20 protein-coding genes are annotated in these 26,461 nt (G+C 56.2%); 11 read left to right on the top strand and 9 right to left on the bottom strand.

The window, feature by feature from the left end:
• The first annotated feature begins 855 nt into the window (after positions 1 to 855).
• Entirely contained in the window at positions 856 to 1,785 is a 930-nt protein-coding gene (locus tag VGF98_14640) for a hypothetical protein (GenBank protein HEY1682881.1), read from the top strand.
• Between the two features lie 310 nt (positions 1,786 to 2,095).
• On the opposite strand, the gene VGF98_14635 is transcribed toward VGF98_14640, so the two are convergent.
• The 4 genes from VGF98_14635 to VGF98_14620 all read right to left on the bottom strand — a co-directional run bounded on the left by VGF98_14635 (position 2,096) and on the right by VGF98_14620 (position 6,367).
• On the bottom strand, positions 2,096 to 2,806 hold the full coding sequence (locus tag VGF98_14635; GenBank protein ID HEY1682880.1) for a hypothetical protein: 711 nt from the start codon (positions 2,804 to 2,806) through the stop codon (positions 2,096 to 2,098).
• Between the two features lie 1,152 nt (positions 2,807 to 3,958).
• The gene (locus tag VGF98_14630) at positions 3,959 to 4,504 is read right to left on the bottom strand and encodes a hypothetical protein (protein HEY1682879.1); all 546 of its coding nucleotides are present in this window, start codon (positions 4,502 to 4,504) and stop codon (positions 3,959 to 3,961) included.
• Between the two features lie 280 nt (positions 4,505 to 4,784).
• Positions 4,785 to 4,961 carry a hypothetical protein gene (locus VGF98_14625; protein HEY1682878.1) on the bottom strand — a complete coding sequence of 59 codons (177 nt, stop codon included), beginning with the start codon at positions 4,959 to 4,961 and terminating at the stop codon, positions 4,785 to 4,787.
• Between the two features lie 305 nt (positions 4,962 to 5,266).
• On the bottom strand, positions 5,267 to 6,367 hold the full coding sequence (locus tag VGF98_14620; GenBank protein HEY1682877.1) for a choice-of-anchor tandem repeat GloVer-containing protein: 1,101 nt from the start codon (positions 6,365 to 6,367) through the stop codon (positions 5,267 to 5,269).
• A gap of 965 nt (positions 6,368 to 7,332) precedes the next feature.
• Here VGF98_14620 and VGF98_14615 point away from each other — a divergent pair.
• From VGF98_14615 to VGF98_14605, 3 genes are all read left to right on the top strand, one after another.
• The gene (locus VGF98_14615) at positions 7,333 to 8,427 is read left to right on the top strand and encodes a dsDNA nuclease domain-containing protein (GenBank protein ID HEY1682876.1); all 1,095 of its coding nucleotides are present in this window, start codon (positions 7,333 to 7,335) and stop codon (positions 8,425 to 8,427) included.
• A gap of 693 nt (positions 8,428 to 9,120) precedes the next feature.
• Positions 9,121 to 10,551, top strand: coding sequence for an AAA family ATPase (locus VGF98_14610; GenBank protein HEY1682875.1), 1,431 nt, complete (start codon positions 9,121 to 9,123; stop codon positions 10,549 to 10,551).
• A complete protein-coding gene (locus tag VGF98_14605) occupies positions 10,532 to 11,056 on the top strand; it encodes a hypothetical protein (GenBank protein HEY1682874.1) in 525 nt (174 codons plus the stop codon). The genes VGF98_14610 and VGF98_14605 overlap by 20 nt, the downstream gene beginning before the upstream one ends.
• An 846-nt stretch (positions 11,057 to 11,902) precedes the next feature.
• On the opposite strand, the gene VGF98_14600 is transcribed toward VGF98_14605, so the two are convergent.
• Entirely contained in the window at positions 11,903 to 12,967 is a 1,065-nt protein-coding gene (locus VGF98_14600; GenBank protein ID HEY1682873.1) for a hypothetical protein, read from the bottom strand.
• Between the two features lie 674 nt (positions 12,968 to 13,641).
• Here VGF98_14600 and VGF98_14595 point away from each other — a divergent pair.
• From VGF98_14595 to VGF98_14585, 3 genes are all read left to right on the top strand, one after another.
• The gene (locus VGF98_14595) at positions 13,642 to 14,133 is read left to right on the top strand and encodes a hypothetical protein (protein ID HEY1682872.1); all 492 of its coding nucleotides are present in this window, start codon (positions 13,642 to 13,644) and stop codon (positions 14,131 to 14,133) included.
• Complete coding sequence (locus VGF98_14590) at positions 14,106 to 15,275, top strand: tyrosine-type recombinase/integrase (GenBank protein ID HEY1682871.1); 1,170 nt, start codon at positions 14,106 to 14,108, stop codon at positions 15,273 to 15,275. The genes VGF98_14595 and VGF98_14590 overlap by 28 nt, the downstream gene beginning before the upstream one ends.
• Before the next feature lie 349 nt (positions 15,276 to 15,624).
• Positions 15,625 to 16,647, top strand: coding sequence for a hypothetical protein (locus tag VGF98_14585; GenBank protein ID HEY1682870.1), 1,023 nt, complete (start codon positions 15,625 to 15,627; stop codon positions 16,645 to 16,647).
• 244 nt (positions 16,648 to 16,891) lie between these two features.
• Here the strand turns inward: VGF98_14585 and VGF98_14580 are convergent, their stop codons facing one another.
• Entirely contained in the window at positions 16,892 to 17,944 is a 1,053-nt protein-coding gene (locus VGF98_14580; GenBank protein HEY1682869.1) for a hypothetical protein, read from the bottom strand.
• Between the two features lie 131 nt (positions 17,945 to 18,075).
• Between VGF98_14580 and VGF98_14575 the strand changes: the two genes are divergently transcribed.
• Positions 18,076 to 19,902: an ABC-F family ATP-binding cassette domain-containing protein gene (locus VGF98_14575; protein ID HEY1682868.1), complete on the top strand. Its 1,827-nt coding sequence runs from the start codon at positions 18,076 to 18,078 to the stop codon at positions 19,900 to 19,902.
• Between the two features lie 14 nt (positions 19,903 to 19,916).
• Here the strand turns inward: VGF98_14575 and VGF98_14570 are convergent, their stop codons facing one another.
• Both VGF98_14570 and VGF98_14565 read right to left on the bottom strand, forming a co-directional pair.
• Positions 19,917 to 20,465 carry a hypothetical protein gene (locus VGF98_14570; GenBank protein HEY1682867.1) on the bottom strand — a complete coding sequence of 183 codons (549 nt, stop codon included), beginning with the start codon at positions 20,463 to 20,465 and terminating at the stop codon, positions 19,917 to 19,919.
• Between the two features lie 16 nt (positions 20,466 to 20,481).
• Positions 20,482 to 22,059 (bottom strand): hypothetical protein, encoded by a 1,578-nt coding sequence (locus tag VGF98_14565; GenBank protein HEY1682866.1) that lies wholly within the window; start codon positions 22,057 to 22,059, stop codon positions 20,482 to 20,484.
• 103 nt (positions 22,060 to 22,162) lie between these two features.
• Here VGF98_14565 and VGF98_14560 point away from each other — a divergent pair, with 103 nt between their 5' ends.
• The 3 genes from VGF98_14560 (at position 22,163) to VGF98_14550 (ending at position 25,372) form a co-directional block, all read left to right on the top strand.
• Positions 22,163 to 23,230, top strand: a complete 1,068-nt coding sequence (locus VGF98_14560) for a hypothetical protein (GenBank protein ID HEY1682865.1) — start codon at positions 22,163 to 22,165, stop codon at positions 23,228 to 23,230.
• A 152-nt stretch (positions 23,231 to 23,382) separates the two neighbouring features.
• Complete coding sequence (locus VGF98_14555; protein HEY1682864.1) at positions 23,383 to 25,041, top strand: Na+/H+ antiporter; 1,659 nt, start codon at positions 23,383 to 23,385, stop codon at positions 25,039 to 25,041.
• Positions 25,042 to 25,054: 13 nt separating this feature from the next.
• Positions 25,055 to 25,372 (top strand): hypothetical protein, encoded by a 318-nt coding sequence (locus tag VGF98_14550; GenBank protein HEY1682863.1) that lies wholly within the window; start codon positions 25,055 to 25,057, stop codon positions 25,370 to 25,372.
• Between the two features lie 31 nt (positions 25,373 to 25,403).
• Here VGF98_14550 and pstS read toward each other — a convergent pair whose 3' ends face one another.
• Positions 25,404 to 26,438, bottom strand: coding sequence for a phosphate ABC transporter substrate-binding protein PstS (gene pstS / locus VGF98_14545; protein HEY1682862.1), 1,035 nt, complete (start codon positions 26,436 to 26,438; stop codon positions 25,404 to 25,406).
• Positions 26,439 to 26,461 lie beyond the last annotated feature (23 nt).

The raw sequence follows: 26,461 nt of genomic DNA, 5'->3' as shown, positions 1-26,461 counted from the left end.
CTCGATCGCGCGTTCAAAAGAAGGCATGGCGCCGACGCGCGCACTAGGTCGGGATTGCGAACCTCGATAGGCTTCCAGCGCAGCCTCCAGACGGGCGCTTCGCCTTGCCCCCGCGGGTACGCCAGCGATAAGACGCCGTAGTGCAGCTTCGTCGTCGGCTCCGTCAAGAAGCTCGCGAAGTTCATCGGCGGATTGCTGACCCTCGTCATCGAGAGCACCGCACAGCCGGCCTACTTCACGTTTCGTTTCTTCCTTGTCTCAAGCGAGGGCCGCGCGAACGAGGGTTGGCAAAATAGTCAAGAGTGAGGCCCTCTGCTTCTTTAGAGCCGAATTATCTCGCACGCGGCCCGGAGAGGAGGCATTTTTCCGGGAAGCTGCTTTTCACGTGGTAACGTGTTCCACACTTTGCATGAAGCCCGCGTAGTCGGCGTGAAGACTTACCGGACCGCCAGCGATCTACTCACTTGGTTATCAGTGCAGCAAGGTGGCCGACGTTGGCACACTTCTTGCGTGACGTGGGCCGCTGCCTTAGATTGTTCTTGTTGAATATTGCCAAGGAGCGTTTTTAGCTGCTTCTCCTGGGTCGCCGTCATGTTCGTGTAAACCATTTGCAATTTGTGTTTTCCCGTACGCTTCGCTAAGCGCTACGCTAGCCTCACCAGCGATGAAGCTCTCCCAGGACGATGAGGAGAGACTTGGAACTTCACGGGCCCGACGTCGCTTTGGGATAATTCGGTGCCGGGAATAAAAGCCGTTAAGAAAGGAGCGGGCCTCGCGCAGAACGGCTGACTCGCTCGATGCCGCCATGTGGCTTCGCGTGCGGTAGCAGAGAAACTAGTTAGAGGGGAAATGTGAATGAACTCGATGCCAAGCACCCATACCTTATACGTTACACGCCTGGAGCCGGGCACTTTCGATCTGAATCATCCCTTGGATCCGGAAACGGCCGAGGAGGTCCGCGCGGCCGTGACGTCGCTTCGCACATTCATAAACGATCATATGCTATGGGCTGTCGTTCTAGTGAACTATCAAGTTCTACGAAGCTACTTAGATCAAAATAACGCGGAGCTTTCGGCGCGTCGAACGCTGCATACATCGCAGCAGATAGATCAGATGCTTTTGGAGGTGAACCGGCACTTAATGAACTTTCTTTCTAGCGTCCGTACGTACATTGACGTCATGCCTCAAAGACTCGCAAACCGTCCCGATGTACGCTCGGGTTTTGCGAGATGGACCGGTGTACAGTACGATGCCCACTTCGCTTATCGGTTATTTGAGAATCTTCGCAATGTGGCTCAGCACGGTGACCTTCCAGTTCGCGCGTTCTCGTGGGACGCCCAAGCCACTGAAGGCACGGCAGTAATTAACTTCTCTCTAGCAATCGACCGCGATGCTTTTTTGGAAGCGCGCCGGATGCAGCCACGCGTACGGCGAGAGGTTGAACTTTTGGACGCAAATATCGCGTTGGAGCCCAACCTAATCCAATATTTTGACAGCTTAGGTCTCGTGCAGTTGCAATTGACACGAAGCATCATCCAAATCTACGCCAATGCTGGCCTCGTCATAAACGCAGCTCTCGAAAGAGTAGGAAACCCCCGAGAAGTAGCCATGGCATTCGTGCAGGTCGATTCAGTGCAGGGTAACCGCATGGACTTCACTGTGTTGGATGCCCACCTTCATGGTGCCATTATGGCGATTGAGTCACGAAGAGCCATCGACGTTACCGATTTTAGTGATGTTGACAGGGCACTGGCCGAATGGCTTGAGGCACATCCAGGTCGATAACAGGGCGATCGCGCGTCAAGCGCTCGAACTTCGCACGATCTCGGAGGTAACCCGAAAAACCGGGCTACATTACAGAGCATTCGCAAAAGCTCAACGCCTGACATTGGGCGCGGTCGTCGACTGTTCTTGTTTGATATCCTCAAGGAGCGTTTGCAGTTGCTTTAGTTGGCTTGCGTCCATATCCTTGTCAGCGATTGCGACCTCCGCTCCCTCGTACGCTTCTTCAAGCGCCGTGCTAGCCTCGGACCAACGGTGAAGTCGTGCTAACCACACGCCTTGGAAGTGGACATCTGCGATGATGACGAGGGCTTTAGAGTGATCGGAACGCCGCAGCGTTCCTATACAGGGTACAAGCGCTCAGCAACCTATCATCGTCGTTTAAAGCTGCTTCCCATTTCATAGCATTACTGTCGGCCAGCGCCTTCTGCGTTTCATATGCGGCATAGACGGTAGAGCACGTGCCCGAGAGCGGCTGGACCGGTGGCGAAACAGCAGCTACAGCTGGGGAATCCGAAACCACCGGTGACGTCGATGATCCGCTTTCCGAACCGGGGCTAGAGTCTTGGATATGGACCGGCTGCGTTAAGACGGTGCCATCAGCCCAACGAGCCCCGGTAATCGTGCACGTTACGTCTTTGACATGGTCAGCGTTTTGTAACGGGCGCTCCTCCAAGACTCCATGCTCACGCGGTGGCATGAAGCTGATAACGACATTAGGCGCGAATGAACCCGACCACACGCCGTCAAGAGAATCGACCTGCGTTCCGAAGGCGTCGCTGAAGACGTAATGCACTCGGATGTCCGTTAGTGGTTGATCTCCCTTGTTCGTGAAGCTAACACCGAGGTAGGTCAAGTTTTTATCATTTGTAGAGTTGCCAAAAAGCAGCTTTGGTACGCCATTCAATGCAAAGATCGGCTTTGCCCAGCATTGGTTACCGTCGACGCTCTCATCTGCGCGAGCAACGCCGTTCAGCGCACCTACGGTGAGGAAAACTGCCACTGCTGTAAAGAAGAGTTTCATGCCTCGCACCTGAGTCCGGGTGTTGTCACAGTTATGACCTCACGTAGGTTCGTTGGCTGGGCTCTGGGTTGTTCGCTCGAGTCGCAATACAGTTTTGATCTATACAGGGGGGTCCTCTACGTTACTTGAGAGCTTAGAGTTCATTTCACTGACGCTGGTCCGGCTGCGGACGCTTTTTGCTTGGAAATCAGGGCGGCTTTATTCCGCCGCTCAAAGTCTACCAGTGGGATGTTCCGATTTGAAGTAAGGTCCGCCGCTATACCGTGCGCGTACGAAGAGCCTCAACAGATGGGACAAAGAACGATTCCGATCCGAGTACAAACTTGAAGGAGTTTCGACGCCAGATGAGCGGATTTGACTACCCCGGCCGGGCGTTCATTAGTGTAGCGTCGTTGGCGCTTCGAAGCGCCCGGCGGTAAGTCAGGCTTCGTCCTGCGGAAGAGCGTTTCGCCGGACCGGTATCTTCGTCCCGAGCCGACATGTCAGGGCCCGGTAACATTTTTATATTAAGCTAGATTGAACATGCGTTCGATCGGCCTATTTTTTCTATAATTTTGAGAAGAGCCCACCGCGGCGCCGACGACATGGGTACCCCGCGGAACTGACTTACCCAGATCTACAATGGCGGGTTTCGTTTCGGATGACGACGGATAAGCATACCATCAACGCGTCGATGCAATATAATCGATGTTATGCAACATGCAACTGAGCACAAACAACGCTCGACGACGGTGCAAACTGAATAGATCGACGTTGCATTGCACGCGACACCGTTGATCTGTTAGGAATGTACGCGACGACCGTCATTTCGTGCAACCTGCCACGAAGCCGGGCCTGGGGTTGAGCACGAGCGTTATACGATTCTGTTCGTAGCGAGGGCATAAAGGTTGGAAATCACCCTCATTCGGTATCGCTTCGGTATCAAACCAGCCACCAGAACGTGGCGAATCGTGGGGTTTAGAAGACTCTTTTGCTCAAGAAGGCCGGATTTGAACGGCTGATCGGCGCTGTCTGCCGGATCTTGCGCGGCCTTTGGATTCAAGTAAGTGCGAACACACGCATGCGGTGAGTCTGGAAGTACAGATTCGCCTCCCGCCGCAATCGGCGTTCTTACTGCTTACTACGATCGATGGACCAAGTTCGGCGGACGCTTCAGTAAGTCTGTTCTTGCCTTAGCGAGTGTTTTGGAAGACCATGCCGAACTTCGGTGAGGGCTCGCATCATGGCCTCGATTTCCTCCGCCGTAAGGTTTGGCTCTGATTTTCTTGGCTCCGCCGGCTGCATTGTATCAAGAAGCTTCCACAGCTTCTCCTCAATCTCGATGAGTTTCAAGTACTCACGAATCTTGATTTTAGGTGAGCGCCCCGGTCGTGCTGGCGTCCCGCCCAGACTATTGGCATCAATAAGCTGCTCGTACGGTTCTAACGCCGCGATCGCTAATCTAAGTTGGAGGTGTATAGCCTGCTCGCGCCGATCATAGGTGATAGCCTTCGCTTCTTCTGCCAGTACACGATCATGCTCCGCAACGTGTCGTTGCCACTCGTAACGTCTTGACCAGCGCTTTAGCGTTGCTATTGATACGTCAAAGCTGTTTTCTTTGCAATGCGTGATGAGGTCTTGTAGTGAACGACGCGGCGATTGGTCGAGATACCACTTGAACGCTGCGCGTACGCGACCGGGCATTGAGTCGGACATCATCCTAAAACTATACACCAATGGTGGGCTTAGGGGCAACGCACCGAGCGCACGATTCGTGGAGAGTCTGGGGCTAGAGTACCTGCGAATGACCATTCATTTCGCTGGGCGATTGCGCTTCCCGGATCGGAGTTCTCAGCAAGAGCGAATACTCACGCAATATCGGCAATCCCACTTGAGCTGGTTGCCCGGAACCCCTAAGTGTTTCTTACTTCTGCTAAGGGCATGGGACTCCACATTTACCAGACGCGTTACCACCGAGTCGAGCTCATTCAAGATGCGCCTATTTGAAAATGCCAAGCTTCTCGCCCATAGCTCGAATAGCATCATCAATCTCATCCGCCGACATGTCTTTCCTAAAAACCATGTAGTGGCGGGTCGTCGAGCCCATGACGGTTTTTTCGTCTGCGTCTGCCTCGGAACCGGAGTGTTTATCAGACTGCTCTTTGCGTTCGCTCATATATCGTTAAAACTACCTCTAGCCGGTTGCCGCCAATACGATACGAAGCGACCGGCCACCGATTGTGATTCTTGGATCGTTAGCGCTGCCTGTGAGCAGTGCTAACACTGGGTGCCTACTTCTTCAGTCCTTGGCGTTGCGCCTCAGCTTCGATTGCGTCTGCGATCTGTTGCGACATCACATCCTTGCCGAACAGCATGTAGTGAACGCCCTCCGGGTCGCTGCAATTCGGTACGAGCGGCCGACTCTTTTTTCAGCGGCCGCTTCTGAGGTTTGCTCACAGCTGTTTGCTCCTAAACGATGGACTATGGCGTGACCGAAAAAAGTGTTCCGCAGCCCAAGTTATACTTACAGCCGCCTCCGCCCGATGCGGTGCTGCCGTAAATCATTCCGCCGATAGCCGTTAAACCTGTCGGGCTTTGTCCGTTCATCCCGCCTTTGAAGGCGTAGACGATTGTTAGAGCGCTTGACGACGGTGTGAAAGCGAAGACAGTCCCGCAGCCTACACCGTTTCTACAGCCCTGGCCCCCTCCCGAGGCTGTCGTCCCATAAAGGACGCCGTTCAAAAACAGAAGATTCCCGTCAGGATATGCGCCGTCGTCAACCCCTTTGAAACGATACAGCGTGCGCATCTCGCCCGAGCTCGGATTTATGGTGAAGAGCGTGCCGCACCCCTGTCCGCCCGCGCACCCGGTACCACCGCCAGCATACGTTGTTCCATATAGCTGACCATTTACATCAGTGACCGAACCCATGGGATCGGCGCCTCGTTTACCACCCTGAAAGCGATGAACAACGCTTTCTTGGTTGTACGATGGACCTGGCGTGAGGGAGAAAATGGTACCGCATCCGACGGGGTTACACGACTTAGGGTATAATCCGCCGCCCGTTGTAGTGCCGAAAAGCGCGTTGTTTACTTGGATTAGGGGCGCTTGCGGCTCTCGGCCGTTTCTACCGCCGGAGAAGCGGTAGAGCACGCTCTCATCGCCCTGTGATGTGACCTGATACACGGTGCCGTCAGTTCCGCCAGCGATTGTTGTTCCGTACAAATTGCCGCCAATTGCAATCAGGCCTGCGAGCGGCGAGGCACCGTCCTGACCACCCATGAACCGATAGATCACGCTCTCTGCGCCAGAAGCGCCTAGATTCACCGCAAACACGGTGCCACAGCCTATGGAACTTTCAGGGCACCCTCCGCCCTGATAGGTGGTTCCGTATAGGATATTGTCTTCAGCGATAACGCCTGAGTACGGATTAGCGCCGTCTTGGCCGTTTTGAAAGCGGTAGAGGATCGTTTCGCCGATCGAGGTGCCGACGTTATAACTGAAAACGGTACCGCATCCGCGCTTCTCGCCGCAATGCCCGCCGCCGCCGGTCGACGTCGTGCCGTAGAGTGTGTCGTTCAAGGCAAGCACGGTACCAGAGGGAGCCGCTCCATCAGCCCCACCCTTGAAGCTGTAGATGCGGCGGTAGGCGACGGTCCCCGCTGGGTGCCGCGGAAAGACACCGGCAGACTGCGCTAACGGCTGGAGCGGCCTAACGTTCCCGTCGCACCCCGCAAACGATAGAGCTGCGACGCTGAGTAACGCGGCTGTGGAATTTGAAAGTACTCTTCGCAAGCCGTTGTCCTTTCGATGCAGCGCAACGAGTCACGCAAATATTTGCGTGGCAAGACTGGCTTTCCTTCGATACGCTCGGCGCAGTGCGCTCGCCAACCGTTCAACAAGTGCTCAAAACGATCGCTCTAAACACCAGAGCGGCGCGCGCGAGCATGGGGATCAGTCAGGAGGAGGCGGCCCATCGGGCCGGCATCGTATCGCGCCTTTGGCAACGGGTCGAAGCGGGTGATCCGATTACGCTGAAGACCCTTGTGGCTGTCGCGGCAGCTTTAGGAGTAGCCCCGGCCGATTTGCTGAAGCGATAAGTCCCGACCCGACGAATTACATCCTCGACACCGCGCATTCCGTCCGGCACAAATGCGCGGTGGGACAGCAAGCTAGACGAAAACGCCGGCCGGAACGTTAAAGCTGCGAGGGCTGGGAGATTCCGGCATCCGAAGAACCGTCGAAAACTGCTCGCGACTCCGGCGCGGCTAGGAATTTAAGGCTGAATCGACTTGGAAACCGCCGCGCATGACAGGGATTCAGCGTGGTTGGGTCTGATATGGAGTTCTAGCACTTAACCGCCTGCTAACCGCGAGGTTTTATCGCATGCCCGACCGCGATGGCTACACCGTAATTTTGCAGCCGCGCACCGCCGCTAGAGGCATCGTCAAGCTTTTCGAGGTTCCTTGCTCGGAGGGCGATTTGGCCGAATTGCGGCCAAACCAGCAGGCATTAAATTCCGGTCGGTTGCAGCTAAATTAAGACCCATGACGGACCAGCTAGTTAAAGCGCCCGCTGATCCACTCGGCGTTGAGATTGCTCAAAGCGGTGGCACAATTGCACAGAGCCGCTTCACTTATCAACATACAGTTGGGGCTCTCCTCGCGTTTGGCTTATTAGATGACGAAGACATGGCTTATGTCTATTGCGAGACAGTGGACGACCTACTTCTCGAACAGGTCAACGGTGACTTAACTTGCGTTCAAGTGACTAGTCGGGAACACACCCAACCGGCGTTAAAAGCAAAAGATGAAAAGGTCGTACACACCTTTGCCACTTTTTGTGAGACAGAAGCCATTAGAACCGACGTCGCGAGTTACCGCTTTGTGGCCAGTTGCGGCTTTTTTACTGGCCAAGATAACTCACAGAACCTTGTGCATGTGTTGGCTGTAGCCCGGACAACACCGTTTTCCGATTATGGGACGCATGCGAAAATCAAGTCATTCTTCAAAAAGATAAAAGCCAAATTGGGTGGCGGCCCAATCGCGTCACTGCCGAAAGTTGTGGAAAAGGCCGACTTACAAGTGGGGCCGCCCCTGCCAACAGCCTACGATAAACTATACACCGTGATCAGCGAAACGTTGAAACATCGCCAACCCTCGCCTGCCTGCGTCAAACGAATACACGACCGCCTCGTAAAGCGCGTTGAGCAGGCCGCGTCTCAGCGATTCGAAGGGACGAATACGACATACATTGCTGTGACCTCGGGTTCGGCGGGATTAGACGCTGCAACGCTCGCTGTTAAACGGATTGGGCGAGCGGAGATGCAGGCAATCGTCGACGAGGAGCTAGCCCTGCGGCAGATCGCACCCGTCAGGTCGTCCCTAACAAACGACGCCTTTCCGACCCTTCGCGACAAGCTAACGCTCAACGGCGCCTCCGAAAACATCATCGTCGTCTTACAGCAAAGCGCATACCACGCGGCGGCACGAATGCGCGCGCGGCAGATTAGTGAAGGTGTGCCTGAGGCGGAAAGGTTGAGGCCGCGCTGCGCGCCATTGCGTCACGATTTTATAACCGACTATATGAACGGCTGGAACGATCATCGGAGGTTGATGCGCCCTCGCTATACAACGCGATAGACCGGGGCTTGCCAAACCTTTTACAATCTCGAAAGAGTGATCTTCCGTTTGCGGATGAAGAGGAACTGCTCGGCACCTTGGCGCTGCTCACGGACGAGTGTCTATTCTGGTGGGGACCGCGAAAAGATTTGGACTCGCTAGAATGAGATTTCTCAGCGACGGTCCGCGGCTCGATGCCGATCCAAGGGTCGCCTCGGCGCGACTTCTACTCCTGGGTACGGTCCATCAAACATATTCGCCGGGCGGAGAATTGTCATTTATAAAACTGAGCTACTTGGATTTTCTGCTTCAGCTACCGGGCGGATTAGAAGCCTTGCTGAAGACTGAGCGATCCGGCCGTAACGCTTCGCGTTTGAGGATATCCGTTTACGAAAGAGAATCCATCGAAGCCCGAAACCTAGTGCTCCGATTTGAACCCTGGAACGACAAATACCGACTTTGCATTTCTTCGATGGTCGCGAACGGGTTAGCAGCGGTTGAGATTAAGGCCTCCGACGAGCGACATTGGGCTCTTCGGACAACTGATCGCGGTGCAGCCGTGGCTAAATTGCTTTTCGATTCTCCAGCATATCATGAGTTGGCGACGCGGGCTGACGTCATTGTTCGCTCTCTCGATGTCCGCGTTGCCACGCTGCAGAGGTATATTGCCAACTCATTGCCAGAAACCCTAACTTTGGAGCCTACACGACCATTATGAAAATACGCTTGCGGCGTCTCGACATGAACTGCAGGCAATCGATTGAGTCGTTAGACCTCGATCATGGCCTGCTGGCGATCGTCGGAGAGATTAATACCGGAAAATCGACGGCACTCCACCTTATTGATTTCTGTCTCGGAGCTAATACGCCTTATCAGACAGAGGCATTAAGAAAGGAATTCTTGTCCGCGACTCTTGAGCTTTCGGTGGAGCAGTACCACGTTATACTGGAGCGGGAGCTTAATTCAAAAAGGGTTTCCGTTACGTGGCGCGCAGCTGACGGCCAACCAAGGTATGCGAACGTCCCGCTGCAGGCGTCACCGAATGAGCCACAAGTAGAACCTGGTGTTATCACTCTTAGCGATCTTTCGTTTTTCTTGACCGGTCGAAATGTCGTCAAAGTTAGGCAGTCAATCTCTGACGAAGAGAGCCCCCTCATACGGCTCAGCTTTCGCGACCTCATGTTCTACTGCTTTGTGCGACAGCAGACCTCGGATTCCAACTTCTTTCACTTGAATGACCATGTCAAAACTAAAAGTCGTGAGGCGCTTAAGTTCGTTTGCGGGTTGTATTCACCGCATCTGACCCAGTTGACGTTGCGCCTGGAGGCGCTGCAGAAAAAGCGGGATGTGAGCGAATATGCAATCGCTGAACTAGCGCGTATATTGGAAAAGGTTAATGATGAGGGCTCACTCGAGGAGTTACGACTTCGAGAAACCTTCCTTGAAGCAGAGTTAGAACGCTGTCAAACGCGCTTAACCGACGCTAACCGGCAATATGAGCGCGCTACGCACGTTGCGGACGAGATGCGTGCTGCGCTTCGGGTTGCGTCCGAAGACCTAGCTCAAGCAGAACGAGCTACTTCTCGCCAAAGAAATCGGCTAGACGAACTATCTGCGTTACGATCAGAGTTCTATAGCCTGAAATATAAGGCAGATCGATCCCAGGTGGCACTTTCCGTGATCGGCGACATTCAATTCAACTATTGCCCACAGTGCACAAGAGACATTGGAACAAGGGCAACGGTTCAAGGCGGTAATTGCCCTCTGTGCAAATCATCATCTCAGAATTGGGCCCATTTGTCGCCGGAGTTCCTTGAAGCAACGCGACAGGACTTAAACGCGCGACTTGCAGAGGTCGAAGCGACAATCGCTCGACAAGAAGTGTCGCTTCAACTGGAAGATCGCAAAATGCAGAGAATGATTAAGCGAAAGCAGACAATGGATCACGAATTGTCTGACACATTAAGAAGGTACGATGCCGATTATCTTAGCCGTTTTAGGGTCGCTGAGCGCGAGCTTGCTCAAGTTCAGGGCGAATTGAACGAGGTAACTAAGTTGCGTTCGATTCACGAGAAGGTCAATGGGTTAGGTCTCGAGACTGCGGAAGTTGAAGCCGAAGCCTCGCATGCTCCGGAAGGCGATTGAGGAGGAGCAGCGTTCCCTTACAGGAGCGCAGCAGCTTATTACTGAGATCGAGGAAGCGCTCATGGAAAACCTCATGGCAGTCGGTGTGCCTGGCGTCGACTCTGAGGATCGCGCAGTAATAAATATCAGGACGTGGATGCCAAAGATTCAAAACAGGAACGACCCGAGGCAGTTCTGGGATTTCGACAGTGCCGGAAGCAACGGAAGGCGTGTACTATTCACCGTCTGCTACGCCATCGCCATACACCAGGTCGCGGAACGCCACGGACTGCCCATCCCGTCCATTCTACTACTGGATACTCCGACTAAAGATGTTGCTCGTGACGCTAACCAAGAAATACACGATGCTATGCAACAACGCATAGCTCAATTAACGAGTACGTCCCTCAAGAAGACGCAGTTGATTGTCGCCGATAGCAGCTTCGTCCAGGTGGCGCCTGTTTCTGATTATAGACTTTATGAGCTCTCTAGACAATCAGGGCTGATCAAGTATTACCACGACTAACTGGTTCTAACGGCGCACCCCCGCCCGCCTCGCCGCATCGATGCCCGATTAGGCAACGCGAACCATGCTAGCCGAGCCCATCGATCGTTCGGCTGCAAGTGGGGGCTCTTGTTACTTGTGCCTAGTTCCTTCCCGCATCTGCGAGGTCACGGAATACAATGACCGATCTGGGCAACAAAAGCTTGGCCACGTGATCAAAGTTCCAGCGACCTTCATTGGTGGGGCGCCGTGACCACTGGTTCTTCGATTAAGGAGCTGGAATGGTTATCGGACCAAAGCCGAGGCGGTGCAGGGCCTCCTGGAGCCCTGTTCCCAAGTTTTATCTGCCGGCCATCTTCGATACGACGGTACACTTGTGGGTCGAATTCGCGTAGCGTGGCTGGATCCGTCACTGACAACAATGTGTTGAGCCCATGATCCGAGCGATAGACGATTATCTCGCGAACGAGGCCACGCATGCTAGGCTCAACTTTATCTAAGTTGTCGATCGCGAGAGTCCGGATCTCGTAAAGAAGCGACTCAGCGTTGCGCCCTTCGTCCCCCATGCTACGCAATAATCTAATGAGCCGCCCGTCACTAACGAAAACGAATCGATTTGGGCGGCCAATCCTCCTCACCCGTTCGTTCACTCGGTTCAAAAGTATCAATCGCATCATCAGCATGCTGAGAACCGATGTCTTGCCACATTGAGCTCCGCCGTGCACCGTGGCAATACGATACTTGTTATCGAACAAGAACAGTCCGAGGCGGCTTTCGAAGATTTCAGCGGGCAAAGACACCGTGGGTGCATCGATTGATCGGAAGGCGGCGGGAATGTCAGCCCAGTCAACTACGCGGAGTGCATCTTTATATAGGGAACAGTTGGTCGGGATCAAGCTCAAATTCTCGGCAGATCGCTTCAACCATTGCGGATCGCTGCACTCCGTACAACCGGATCCTCTTGCACAACTGTTCATAGTCTGTTGTTCCTTCATCGTTGAGACACTCCATTACGAGTTGTTGAAAGCTAACGGTCGTGGGTCGAGCTTCCTTGTTGATGCGATGCGATGTGCGCTTATAGCGAGCATAAAAATAAACAGTCTGGGCGGTAAACATCGGATATTGGTCAGTAAGTAAGGAGTCGCGGTCATGCCAAGCCTCGTGAACGATCTTGAGGGTAACCGCGTATCCGTGAGTCCTAATGAGGCCATCGAGCAGCTTGCCATGCTTGCCGGTTGAGATCGACGGCGTCTGAGTTAGTTTTGCGATCTCGGAAGCCAGAGCCAAGCGCTGTTCGTATGACGAACCGTTCGGCGATTTACGGTGGCTAGATAAATCTGTCCCACTCCTCCGGGCTCGCGTTTGCCGTGCCGGCTCGCTATATTTCTGGGGGTTGCTATTTAAGGAAAGAGCGATCGGCTCGCACGGGAAAAAGCCCTTGAATTTAAGGGTATTTGGCCTTTCTGCTTGCCGGGGTCTCACGGCTCGTTTTGAGTACTGAGTTGCAGTCGGCTCCGGTGTTCGAGCAAAGCGCCACGCTATGCTTGTTTGAATCCACGAAGCGAAGAGATTCGAACCGTCATAACGGCAGCCAACCAGATAGTATTGATTGCGCGAGGCGGAGGGATTCAAAGGAACCAGTAGTTGCTTCCGGACCAGGTTTGCAATGTGCGCTTTGTATCTACCGTGTTTCTTTGTAGCTGTAGCGCCACGATCCACGACTAAGTAGCCGTCGGCAAGAAAATCGGGAGCTGGATTATTCATCGCTGCTCTAAGAAATGTGGCATAGACGCGAACTTCAGCAGCGGTACAACTGACGAGCGGGATGCGTAGATCCTCGGCCGTTAGTTGGCCCGTCTTGATAAGGTCTGACAGGTCTAGGGGCTCCGCCCCGACGTCGAACGGGTTTAAAGAAAGACCATCGGTACTCATCCAGTTGCGACCTCTGACCCAATGCAAAACAGTTCCGACGCCCTGTCCAGTTTCTCGCTCACTCGGCAGACCCCGTAAGGTGCGCTTGCGAGTTCTGCTCTGCGGCGTTGGATTGGCCCGAATCAACGCAACACCGGTGAGTCTCGATGAAGGCTAGTGCCGCCTTCATGCTGATCCGACGAGCACGACCGATTCTCGCGTACTCGATTCGACCTTCGTCCATAAGCGCGTAAACCGTAGACGTTCCGAGGCTCAGGAACTTGGCGACCTCTCGGATTGTTAGCAAGCGTTCCGAATCTGATAGAAGCGCGGGCCGTTCAGGAGAATCCATGTAGCCAGTATAAACAAAGGAAATGACAAAGATAGTCACAAATAATTGTCATATGCCAAAAAGCCCTGGACCCTTGCAAGACCGCCTAGCCGACGACCGATGCCATCCAAAGATGCGCGAAATTGCGGTAGCTAGCATAGCGCAGGGCCTGAGTCAAGCAGGTCTGGCGAAACTCCTGCGGACGAGTCCTGGCGTCGTTTCGAGGCACTTCGACTCTGCAAATCCGCGTTTAACTACCCTCCGACGGTACTGGATCGCGCTGGGATTCCCCGACGACTACTCTGACTACGCTTTTGACGAAGCTCCACTGAGTATCGCTACTCGGGCGAACTATGAAAGAAAAATGCTCCAGACCCTCGATCAAGAGGGGTCGCGACTTAAACCTGGTTCTGGGCTTGCTTTCGAAGACTGGTTCAAACAGTTGATGCTACAACGGCAAGATGCGGTGCTACGGACGTTTGCAGCCACCGAAGCTCGGGCCGAACTCGAAGCGCTATCTTCCGAAGAGCGCGATCTACTACGAGAATTCGGCGGGCTTGGCTCGTTTGGACTTCGCGCTGTCGCGCGAAAGTTTAGGCTAGAATTTGACTTTCTCAGCCGCATGGTTTCCTCAGAACCGAACTCGCAAACCCTCGTCGAAATTTACGACTCGCTCATGGGCGTCCCCGCGGTTCCGCACCGCAAGGCAGTCGATGCGATTCGATTGCTTGGATACATCCTACAATCGTGCAATGTGACCTTAGAAAACTTGCAGGAAGCGCTGATGCGCCATCCTTCATTCTACGAAGAACAGAACGGTGAACCACTTTGGAAATTACCGACAACAAGAAGTTAGTGTCGCCTGCCAAGCGTGGGCGGCGAGCAAAAGGCGAAGGGACCATCTACAAACGGAGTGACGGTAAATGGTGCGGAGCCATCACGACGAGACGGAGCGATGGTTCGGCGAAGCGGAGCGTTCTCTATGGGCGCACGCAAAATGCTGTACTGCAGAAGTTACGGGCGCTTCGTGCTCGCGCGGATGAAACAGTTGAGCTGAAATCCGATACTCTGAGCACTGGCGACTTTTTAGAACGCTGGCTCGGGGACTGTGTTCGAGTTCAATGCCGACCAGCAACTTACCAACTGTATTCGCTTTTGGTAAAACGCCACATTGCCCCTCACATCGGGAAAGTACGTCTCGCGCATTTGGCTGCTTCTGATGTCAGCAACCTATACACCCGTTTAAAGTCTCTGGGAGCATCAGAGAGGATGGTGCAGATGGTTCACGCCCGACTTCATTCCGCTCTTAAACAGGCAGTTCGCTGGGAACTTGCCTTTCGCAATGTCTCCGACTTGGTCGACCCACCGAGAGCCGAACGCAAGCAAATGCGCGCTCTTGATCGCGACGAGGTGCGTAGGTTTTTGGAAACTGCTCGAGGTGTGCAACTCTACGCCCTTTATGTGCTCGCCGTGACAACCGGTCTCAGGCAAGGAGAACTCCTCGCACTTCAGTGGCCAGACATCGACTTCAAGCGAGGCACATTAAGCGTGCGTCACACCCTACTCGAGGTGAACAACAGACTCGTACTGGGCGAGCCAAAGACGCGGGCTTCCAAGCGTCTCGTTACGTTACCGAAGATCGCCCTGAGCGCGCTGGAAGAGCAGTCGCTTAGATCTGGGACCAGCGCACCGCGTCCCATCTGGGTGTTCGCCGACTCGAACGGTGGCCCGCTCCGAAAAAGCAATCTGATCCGGCGTTCCTTCAAGCCTCTGCTAGAAGCGGCAAGTCTGCCCAACATCCGGTTTCACGACCTGCGCCACACTGCGGCCACACTGCTGATGGCCGAAGGCGTTCACCCGAAAGTCGTCCAGGAGCGGCTCGGGCATTCAAGCATCGGGCTGACTCTGGACACGTACTCTCACGTTCTGCCCAGCATGCAGAATGAAGCCGCCGACAAGCTCGACGCTGCTCTGACGCTGAGCACTGAGCCCGTGTAGCTTATCGTGTAGCTTGAAACAGTAGAATCCAGTGTAAACCACAGGCAACCAAGGAACCTCGACGGCAGATCCGAGCACGAACTCTGTAAAGCCTGGAGTCCAAGGAAGCCGTGGAAGCCAATCCTGGTGCTTCGCATGTAAGGGGTCAGGAGTTCGAGTCTCCTCATCTCCACCACGTCAAAACCCGCACGAACGTTACCGTTTGTGCGGGTTTTTGCGGAGTCGAGTTCGTCCAACCGTGGGGTGGTTTCGTTTATTACACAGCTTGAGGATTTCATGGGTGGAGTGCACCATGGCCATTCCGAAAGCCGCATAGCATGAAAGACTGAGTGTAGAGAAAGGGAGTTGTGTGTTGAACTCGAGCAGTTTAATAAAATACGCCGGTGCGGCAATCGCACTGGCTGTCTGTTCGGCATGTAGCGGCGGGACGGCCGCCGTGCCGTCGAGCGGGGCGTTTGCCGGCGCAACCGTACGCGGGGCAGTTTTTCCGAGCGCGCTGACGACGGCGGCTCGCCCAACGACGAGCCACCGGTTCGAATCGGCCGTTTCTAACGTGCTGGCCGAGTCTAAGTCAAAATATTACGAGTACATCTTCAACGCGTACGGCACGTACGCAAGCATCTTCGACTATCCGAAGAGTACGCAGGAGATCGGCCAAATTAACGGGCTCGGCGGCCAAGGTTGCACCAACGCCCTCTACGGTTATGGTAAAGGGATTTTCTGGAACGTCGGAGGTCCCGACCAGATTACGGAATTCAAGGTTCCAAAGACTCCGATCAAAACGCTTTCCGTAAATTATTCTTTTGCGACCAGTTGCGCGATGAACGCGAGCGGCGACCTCGCAGTTGGAATCTATGGCTTATCGAGCGGCAAAGGCGGCGAACTCGTAGTCTTCAAGAACGGAAGCGGCACGGGCAAAGCCTACGAAACAGCGCTTGACGAAGAATTCTTCGACGGTTACGACCCTAAAGGGAATCTCTTTGCCGACGGTTTTACCGGCTACCGGTCGGACTGGGCTCTCGTAGAGCTTCCCAAGGGCAGCAAACAAGCGGTTACCATCACGACGAGCAACGCTCCGGTGTTCCCCGGCTCCGTGCAATGGGACGGAAAGTATCTAACGGTGTTCGATCAGCTCGCGAATTCGACATATCAGTACACCATCAGCGGAACGACGGCGACGTTGAAGCACACCATAACGTACACTGGGATGAGCGATTGCGCACAAACGTGGATCGCAAAGGGCTTGCTGTATTGCGCCGACGCGGGGAACGACTCCGCAGAGGTGTTCAAATACCCGAAGGGTGGCGCGCCGATCGCAACATTTACAGGCGATTTCGACGAACCGCTTGGCGTAACCGCAGCGCAGAAATAGTTCGAAGTGATCCGCCTGCTCGGAACGAATCGTAATCGTCTTGCGCTTCTGGCGCGCTGCTTCGGGGCGTCTTCGGCGGAAGGAAGTGGATGTCAGAACTGGCCCGCCAAGCCGGCGCAGCCACATCCGAGTGAAAGGCGAAAGCTGCACGCATCAATGCTGCGAAAGGCGCCCGGCCTAGCAAAACCTAGCCTAGCCCGTGTGAACGTCGTCGAAGAGCGAAACCGCGGTCAGGCTGCGGGCTTCAAGGGCCGATAGACAGCGCGATGGGTATGTTCACGTCTCGGCTCACCTTTCTTAATAGCTTGTTCGCGCCGAGCGCGTACACTTTGAACGAGCCGACTCCAAAATTGCCTTTTCTGAAACTCGCTACGTAGAGATTGTTCGCAGCGTCAATTGCGATAGCAATCGATCCGGCGTTATTCCTGTCGAAGGTGAGGTACGGCGTCGTCGTTCCCGGCGCGTACGCTGTGATGTCATTTCCGTTCAAGACAAACAGGTCGCCGGTGCTGTCGAACGCAATGCCATGCGGACTTGAGAGGCCCTCGGTAATCGTTGTCTGCGGCGACGACGACTTCGGAGGGAACACGACTATTGCGGACGGCTCCTTTTTGCTTTCGATATCAAGGGCGTACAAGTTATCCGAAGCGTCGAGCGCCATTCCAGCGATTGTTGTCCCGGTTGCGATGGTTCGAATAGGCTGATTCGTTCCAGCGGCAAACTCGACGATCTTCTTGTATGCGTTTAACACATAGAGATTGTCCTTCGAATCGAACGCTAACGACATGGGACTAGAAATGTGGGCAGAAATTTTTCGCATGACTTTTTTGGTGCCAGAAGTGTAGACGAAGATCCGGTTCTGCTGGAAGTGAGGAACGTACAAGTTGCCTTGACCATCGATCGCCGGCGGCCCCAGAGCTACCGTTCCGCCGTTGATCGTATACAGTCGTTTGTTCGTCTTCGCAGCAAAGACGATGATGCAGTTCGTGCCGCTCGGACCATTATATACGTACGCGTTTCCGGTGGGGTCGAAGGTGATCGAGCTCGCATCCGTCATCCCAGGCGTTATCTTATACAACACGTGCGAAGTGCCGTCGGCGTACACGGCGACGTATCCAGCACCCTTTGCAGGCTGGTTGATGAGGTAGACGTTGCTCCAATTCTTGGCCCTGGAGGCAGCAGGACGACGAGGTTGCACGTTTGGCAGCGACGCCGGATTCTGCGAGGGCGCGGACGAGCACGCGGTCAGGAATGCGATGGAGCACGCAGATATAGCGCGCGCGGATATGCGGAGCATGTTGCTTCCTCCCGGTGCATCGCTACCCCGCAGACCCGCCACGCACCTGGCAAGCGAGGCAAGCCGTGAACGTGCCATTGTGCGGGTTTTTGTAGGCCGCGGGCCGGGTGCGCGCAAACGTACGATGCGCGGTGGAATTATTGCGGTTTTCCGATCTCGAATGTCACTATGGGGCGCGCGAGATATTCGCGGGCCTGAGTGGCGTATTCAACGACCGCGAGCGCATCGGGCTCGTGGGGCCGAACGGCGCGGGGAAGTCGTCGCTGTTGCGTCTCCTCGCGGGCGTCGAGCAGCCTTTCGGCGGTACCGTCGTGCGCGCGAAAGGCATGAAGCTCGGGTATCTCGCTCAAGGCGTGGCCGACGAGACCGAGTCGACGTTGCAGAGCCTTATCGATGCTGCGCTCGCGAAAGCGACGCACGAAGAGTGGGGAGCGCGCAACAAAGCGCTACGCGTCATGCTCTCCGCGTTCGGCTTCGAGCCAACGGAATACGATCGTCCGCTACGCTCGTTTTCGGGCGGCCAGCGGGCCAAGGTTGCGCTGGCGCACTTGCTGATCGACGAACCCGACTATCTGATTCTCGACGAACCGACCAACCATCTCGACGTCGCGACGATCCGCTGGCTCGAATCGTTCGTGGCCAACGATGCCCGCGGGTATATCGTCGTTTCGCACGACCGCTACTTTCTCGACCGCATCGCTACGCGCATCTGGGAGATCGAACGCGGACGCTTCCATGCCTACGCACCCGAACGCCCCGCGTACACCGCGTACCTCGCAGCAAAAGACCTGCGGCTCGAGGCGGAACGGCGCGCGTACGAAACGTTCGTTACCGAGCGCGACAAGCGGCGCAAGACCATCGCCGGGTTACGAGCGACGCACACTTCCTCGGATTACAGCCAAGTGCGCAGTCGCGAGAAGCAGTTGGCGCGCGTCGAAACGACGATGCAAGCCCCGCCTCCCGCGGTCTCCGTACGCCAGATAGCTGTGAGCCTGCGCTCGTCACGGCGCGCGGGCGGCGGCTTCGCCTTCGAAGCAAAGGGCTTAAGTAAAGCCTACGATCAACCGCTTTTTAGCGAGCTAACCTTCGACGTCGAGCGCGGCGAACGACTCGGCATTGTCGGTTCGAACGGTTCCGGTAAGTCCACGTTGCTAAAGATCCTCACCGGCGCCGCGCAGCCGGATTCCGGGACGGTTGTCTTCAATCCGGCGGCGCAAGTCGCATACTTTGCCCAGAATTCGCACGATCAGCTCGACGTCCAAGAGAGCGCGCTCGCAGCCGTGCTGGACGGCGCTGCCGTGACTCCAGAAGAGGCGCGCGGATTGCTCGGCCGCATGCGGATTAGCGGCGATGCCGCCGACAAAGCGGTGCGCGATTTTTCCGGCGGCGAACGTCGCCGCATCATGCTGGCGCGACTGATGGCGCGCGCGGCCGATATTTTATTGCTGGACGAGCCGACCAACGATCTCGATATCGACAGCCGCGAAGCGCTCGAAAGCGTTTTATACGACTACGCTGGAACGATCGTCGTGGTCTCGCACGATCGCTATCTTCTCAAGCGTCTATGCGATCGAGTGTTGTGGATCGAACGGGGCGAGTGGGGAATCGTCGACGGCGGGTACGATGTTTACGAAGCGGCCCAGCGCGAACGCGACAAAGCGCTGATCGATCGCTCGGTCGAAGATTCGAACGTGAAAGCGAAGGCGTCGCGTCAAACACCATTGCGCATACTCTCGCAGCTCAAGCGGCAGATCGAGCGAATCGAACGGGAAATCGCGGGCCTCGATTCGCGCATCAACGAGATCGAGCTTCTGTTCGAGACGCCCGAGATCTTTACCGACCCGGCCAGATCCCTAACACTGAGCGAAGAACTATCCGAACTAAAAACGCGCAATCGGGAGCGCGTCACCGAATGGGAAACGCTACTTCATCAACTTGAGGAACTGCCGGTCACGTAACCGAGAGTTCGACCCTAGCCCCAGGAAGTGTGGACGATCTCGATGACGCGACCGTCCTTAATGGTAAAATCTAAATCGTTTTGTTCACCGTCGCCAACCTTGGCATCGCTATATTCGTATCGCTCCATACCGCAGGAGCGAACGACGAGCGGCTTACCGAGGATCCGGACGACCGACTCAGCGCTCGAACCGATCTTTATGCCAGACGTCGTGTGCGCGCCACTCAAATCTACGTTGGGAAGCGACGCCGGCGGTACGCCTTTAACGACCCGCAACGTCCAGACGACGCCGGAGTCTCCACCGACGTGACTGAGCGCGACGTTGCTCTTCGGATCGTAAACGTACCACGGAACGGTCATACTGACTTTTTGCTGCACCGCCACGCCTGTCGGCACGTCGACCACCAATGTTTCCATGCCGGTCTTGACGGCCGGCGGTTCCTTTTTGCTATACAGGCCGTCGAGCGCGGAGCACGTCTGCGTGCCGAACCATGTTGCCAGTGGGCTCCTCGCAGCGGCAACACTTGTCGCCGGCGATACGACCACCGCGGCAAGAACGAACACGAAAAACACTCTCATATTATGCCAGCCGCGTCGCGTACGAGTTCAAGATTTCGCGAGCGAGCTGGCCGTGCCGGCGATCGCCGGTTACGCGCATGGCACGCCGATATTGCGCGGCAAGGCGTAGTGGGTGAGCGCAGCGCGCCATTAAATCGAGCGAATCGAGCATCTGCGTCGCGCCCTCGCGCGTATTACCGTTGAGCCATAACGCCTCGGCTCGTACCGCCAGGGCTACGCCGACGTGTCGCGATCGCCCGAGTCGCTCCATCTCTTGTATTGCCGCCGTTGCACGAGCGATCGCGGCAGACGTGTCGCGAGCAGCGAGATCGATTTCACACTCCTGCATCAGCGCGGCCGCGGAGGCAAAGCTTCCGTGCGGTGCGTGCGCGCGCGCCAATGTTAACTGATCGCGTGCTTCGGCAAGGCGCCCGGCCGATACGAATGTACTGGCGATATCGAGATGCACGCCGGCGCGCCAATCGCCAACCAATCCGCTCGCTACCGGCTCGAGTTGCGTTGTAGCAAGCTCGAGTGCTCGCGGCGTGTTCCCCGTTAGATCGTACAGCTGGCAAAGGCGCCCCAGCGCCAGGCTTGCTTCGCGCGGCAACGATTGTGCGCATGCGAGCGTGTATGCCCGATCCAGTTCCTCAGCCGCCGGTTTCAATCCACCGACAATCCACGACCGAGCTGTTGCGATCCAGATCAACGAACGCGCCTCGACGTCGTTGCGTGGCGCCGGCACACGGGGCAGCGAAGCGTATGCCTCTTCGAACAATGCTAGCGCACGTGGCCAGTCGCCGGCCTCAAGCGTCGACTCGGCCGACATTTCGAGTGCGTCCGACAATGCGTGCGGGATTAGCGCAGGTCGCCTCCCCGCTCCGGCACGTAACTGCGTAAGCCGCGCACGCATTGCATCGTGAGAGAACGAGGCGATATCTCCCGACTGCCAAGCGATCGTCGCGCTGAGTCCATCCAACTCCGCGGATGTGTCGCAGTCTCCGCCGGAGCGCTCGCGCGCTAGCCGCGCATGCCGTGCCGCGGTGACGAACCGTCCGGCATCGCGATTTACTTCGGCCAATCGAACGTCGACTCGGATAGTTTGATCGTCTGCCGCGCCGGTGCGGACGAGCAAGAGAACGCCGAGCGCGTCGTCCGTGTGTCCGGCCCGCTCGAGCGCATCGGCACGGGCCAGTCCGAGACTTAGCCTGTCGTGACCGAGCGAAATGGAAGGGTTGCGCTTCTTCACCGGGTGGCGTTTCAAAAGGTGGCCCAACGCCGTGATCGCCGCGTGCCGTTCGCGATAGAAGTGCCGCTCGGAGAGCGCGAGCGCGCGCATCGCGCTACGGTGCGGTTCGCCCTCGAGATCGCAGCGTCGTAACAGCTCGGAATGCCGCTCCGGCATGCCGGCAATCAGCTCGCGTAACCGGCGATTTAACGCCGAAACAAGCGCTTCGTCATTGCCGGCTGTCGCGTCGGCCGCTTGGGCCGCCGCCCACCACGACCGAACGATTGCGTTCCCACGCAGGCGCTGCGGATGGTTGCGGTAGCGAAGAATTTCGCGTGCGGCCGTGTAGGCCGCATTATCATTTGACGACATGCCCGGTGCTCGCTTTCGACTCGGGAGTTTTGGCAGTCCACTGCCAAGGTCCCGTAATGGCGGGCCGCATATGTTGTTTTCGTCTACATCGAAAGGAGCTGTCATGGTGCGCCATCGCACGCAAATTCAAGTCGGGAGGATTGTCTCTGCGGCGGCCTTCGCACTGGCTGCCGGTTGTTCGGGGAACAACTCGGAAACCGCGGATTCGTCACAGGCATTCGCGCCGGCCACCGTCGGTTCGTCAGTTTCACAGGAACTAACCATCGGTCGCAACGGCGCTGTTTCGCCGGTTTCGGCAATGCGCGACCGTTCGATCCACCACTTGGTTGGTATCGATACGATCGTGCCGGACGCGGCAAAGGGATACTTGTACGTTGGCCAATTCTCGGGAAGCCCCATTCAAGAGTATCACCTTAACAACAAGCGCAATAAAGCGGCATTGTGCTCGCTAACCGGTACATCAATCAATGGCATCGCAGTGGATCGAGCCGGAAACCTTTGGGTTCCGAACGGAACCGGCGGCGGCGCAGGCTATACGCAAGAATATGCGCCGAACTGTGGCAAAGCGCTTCTCAACATCGCCGACCCGAACGGTCAGCCGGCAGATGTCGGATTCGACCGCCAACACCACATTTATATATTAAACATCTTCGGCGTCGCCGGCGCTCCGGGTTCGGTCGACGTGTACGATAATACCGGCACGTTACTTCGAACGCTTACCTATTCGACGTTTAACGAGCTCATCGGCATCGCTGCCGATAGTCACGATAACATATTCGTCTCGAATCGGGATCCGCAAGGCACCGCAGATGTCGTCGAGTTCCCACACGGCAAAATGCCCGGAACATTGCTTAGCGGAATCGTTCTTGGCTTGCCCGGTGCCCCGCAATTCGACCGTTCGAATAACCTGATTATTACGGACTGGAATAATTACACCCAGAACGTTTATGCACCGCCGTACAACGGTTCGCCGACCGTTACGCCGATGCAAGGCCTCTCGCTGTGGTGCCCACTCAATCGCAAAGAGACGCTCCTCTTCTGCGCTGATTTGGGCGGCAGCGTAGACGTTTACGCATATCCGAGCGGCACGTACGAGTATAGTTTCACCAACGGACTTTCGCCGAGCGGCTTCGCCACCGGCGCCGCCACCGATCCCGCAGCACCCCTTTAGAAAACTGAATACGGTGGAGTGGCACACGCCGCTCCACCGCCCCGGGTCAGGATCGTTCGACCCATTATCTTCGCGAGCGCGGGAGGCTCTCCTCAAACCCTAGCACAAACCCAGCGGTAGGTTATGAACACTGGGAACGGCCCGCGAATCAGTTGTGGGCACTCATCGCGGTGATTAACATTATCGGATTTATCGCCGCGCTGTTTGTTGTCGCGATAATTCTGAGTGCGTTCGCCGAGCGGCTGCGTGTGGCATATCCGGTCGTGCTCGTTGTCGCAGGTCTGTGCATCGGTTTAATTCCAGGCCTCCCGCGTGTGGATTTGCCGCCCGACGCGGTGCTGCTTTTCGCTTTACCTCCGCTGCTGTATTGGGAATCGATTACCGCACCTGAAGAGGAATTCGCGCGGAACAAAACGTGGATTCTCTCGCTATCGGTCGGGCTCGTGCTCGTCACGGTGGCCGCCGTCGCCGTCGTCGCACATGCGTACCTTCATCTCGCGTGGCCCGTCGCGCTTCTATTGGGTGCGCTCCTCGGGCCGACTGACGAGCTCGCCGTTACGCCGGTTGCGGAACGCTTTCAAATCCCACGGCACCTGATCTCCGATATCGAAGGCGAGGCGCTCTTCAATGACGCGACTTCGCTCGTGTTGTATGCGCTCGCGATTGCGGCGATCGTCACAGGCTCTTTTCACGTTACCGACGCGCTTCTCAGTCTTGTGTTTTCCGTCCTCGGCGGATTCGCCATCGGTGGCCTAACCGCACTCCTGTTACGCTTTCTCTGGCAGATCATTCGAACGCCTCGTCTTCAAATGGCGCTTTCACTGTCGGCACCATTCATAGCCTACCTGCCGGCGCAATATCTCCGCGTGTCGGGGGTATTGGCCGTGGTAACGGCGGGTCTGATCATCAATCGTTTCACGCCGGTCGTCCTCGTGCCCCAAACGCGGTTGCGAGCCTATGGTTTTTGGGAAACGCTCGTCTTCGGCGTCAATGCGACGCTCTTTATGGTCGTCGGACTCCAGCTCCACTCGGTTGTCGAACATCTTTCAAGTACGCCCTGGTATGTTCTTGGCAAATACGCGGTCGTCATCGTCGCAACGCTCATCATCGCTCGCACGTTCTACTTGTTCGCACACGGAACGATTGCCGCGGTACTCGAGCGGCGCAAGTTACGCGACGCACACTGGTCGCATTTCGCATTCAGTTCGTGGGCGGGCATACGCGGAGCGGTTTCCCTCGCCGCGGCGCTCGCTATTCCCACCACCGTCGCGAACGGTCTTTTTCCCCACCGCGCACTCCTGATCTACCTTGCATACGTGGTCGTCGTTTTCACACTCGTCTTCCAAGGACTGACGTTGCCTCTTCTGATTCGCTGGCTGCGTATCAAGGACGATGGCGTCGATTCAAAAGAACAGCGCGAAGCGATGCAAGCGGCAGCGGCTGCTGCGCTTCGGCGGCTCGGCGAACTCACGCGTGACGGCAGCGTAGCGGCATCGCTGGCTGTGGGTTTAGAGCGGCGATTCGCCGGTCGAATACAGCGCTACTCGGAGGGACCGATCGACGAAGCCGACGGGGTCGACGATGCCTTCGTCGAATCGTCTGAAATGCGGGAGCTCGAGCGCGAGCTCTTACGAGCGGAGCGCGCGGAGATCATTGGGATGAGAAATCGTGGCGAGATCGACAACGTCGTACTGCAACGCCTAACCCGCATGTTCGACCAAGAAAGCCTCTCGATCGATGCAATCGAATTGATCGACCAGGCAGCGCTGCAAGACCACGTACAATTGCATACAGACCGGAATACATCGTAAAAGGAGTCTACTCATGAGCGTTTTCTCGATAGCATGCTACCGGCCCAAAGAGGGCAAGAACGATGAATTGCTGCAGCTGACGCGCGAGCACGTCCCTATCTTACGCAAAGAGGGATTGGTCACAGAGCGCCCGGCTTACGCGATGCGCGCTAAAGACGGCACGATCGTAGAAGTGTTCGAGTGGAAGTCGAACGCATCGATAGAGGGAGCCCATTCGAATCCAGAGGTCGCCAAACTTTGGAAGCGCTACGAGGCCGCCTGCGATTATGTGTCTTTGAGCACGTTGGCCGAAGCGCGCGACATGTTCGCGAGTTTCGAACCGATCTTCTGACGCGCGCTCTCAGAACTCTCAAGACCCTCGGTTACTGGATCTTCTCGATTTGTAGGATCGTGAGCGCTCGAATATATTCGGGCAACGGGATAAAGCGCACGGCGTCCATATTCTTCGGAGAACTGCCGCGGCTCGAATCGATGCTCCACGTCAGGAAGTTGCGAATTGCGGCGGCTACCTGCGGGTTCGGCTGTTTTTTCGAGACGATCGCATATTCGTAACCGATCAGCGGATACGAGTTCTCACCAGGCGCGTAGACCAAACTCAAACGCTCGTCGGGCGGCGTCCGCGAGTCGAGCGCGGCTGCGCCGGCGCGGACCGAGTCGGTCGTCGGGAGCAAGAACTTGCCGGCTTGATTTCCGATGAGCGCTGTTCCGATGCCGGCCTTCGCAATTTCACCGTGAAGGCTCGAGCCAACGTATGAAATCGAGTATGAAGTGCTCTTCGTCGCTTGTACCATGCCGGGATTTCCGTGCGCAGCGATGGACCCTGGAACATCGGGCCACGCGATCGTCGTGCCGTAGTTCGGTCCTTGCTCCCAAGCGGAGGTTGAAAATGCCAAGTACTGCGCGAACAGGAAGGTCGAACCGGAGCCGTCCCTTCGGTGGATTGGGACGATTGCATGATGCGGAAGCGCCACTCCCGCGTTCAGAGCGGCAATCGGCTTCGCATCCCAAAATCGGATGGTACCGGCGTAGATGCCGGCGATCGCCGGGCCATCAAGCCGCACGTTCGCTTTGTTCAGGCCTGGGAGGTTGTAGTTAACCGTTTCCGCCCCGATCGCGAGCGGAATGTTCAGAATGTCCGGACTTGCTTTTATCTGTTCGTCCGACATGAACGCATCGGACGCACCGATCTGCACGCTTCCGGCGATTGCGTCTTTCACACCGGCTTCCGAGCCCGTTCCGCGCGCGGTAATACGAACGCCCGGGCTCGCCTTTGCATATTCAGCGGTCCAAATTCGAAAGAGCGGGTAAAAGAGCGTCGAGCCGGACTCGACGAGTGTGAGTGCAGCAGCTCGCGCCGGCAACGACGGCAGCACCGTGATTGCTAACAGCGTAACCATGAAAACAGAACGTACGAGCTTCA

The sequence above is a fragment of the Candidatus Tumulicola sp. genome, assembly GCA_036490475.1.
GTDB lineage: Bacteria > Vulcanimicrobiota > Vulcanimicrobiia > Vulcanimicrobiales > Vulcanimicrobiaceae > Tumulicola.
The sequence above is the reverse complement of the archived record's forward strand: the minus strand, read 5'-3'. Positions and strand labels throughout refer to the sequence as shown.